Consider the following 393-nt stretch of genomic DNA (forward strand, 5'->3'; position numbering starts at 1 on the left):
GCGGGTGATCCGCCCGCATCATCACATCGAGTGGATCGGCGAGCAGCGCGACGCGGGCGAACCGTGCGTCGTCCCCGACCGGCCCGTCCGGCGACGCGATCACGATCGCCAGGTCCGTTTCGCCGTGGACGAGTTCACCGTGCACGTCGGGCAGCTCCGACTCGCGCAGGATCAGCGACAGCCCCGGCCGCCGCTCGCGCAGGTCGCCGAGCGCGGGCAGGACAAGGCCGGTGATCGCCGACCCGAACGCGGTGATTCGCACCTCGCCCGCATCGCCGTCCCGGTAGGCCGCCAAATCCGCGTTCACCCGTTCGAGCTGCGCAAACAGCTGATCGGCGTGCCGCAGCAGGACGCGCGCGGCACCGGTCAGCCGTACCCGGCGGCCGGCCGGCT

At 72.8% G+C, this 393-nt stretch carries 1 protein-coding gene; it reads right to left on the bottom strand.

Annotated elements, in window-relative coordinates:
- On the bottom strand, nucleotides 1-393 hold a 393-nt coding region (locus tag AC1DSF_RS31205; protein ID WP_478184180.1), incomplete at both ends, for a LysR family transcriptional regulator.

It is taken from the genome of Variovorax sp. 01N429, assembly GCF_056399425.1.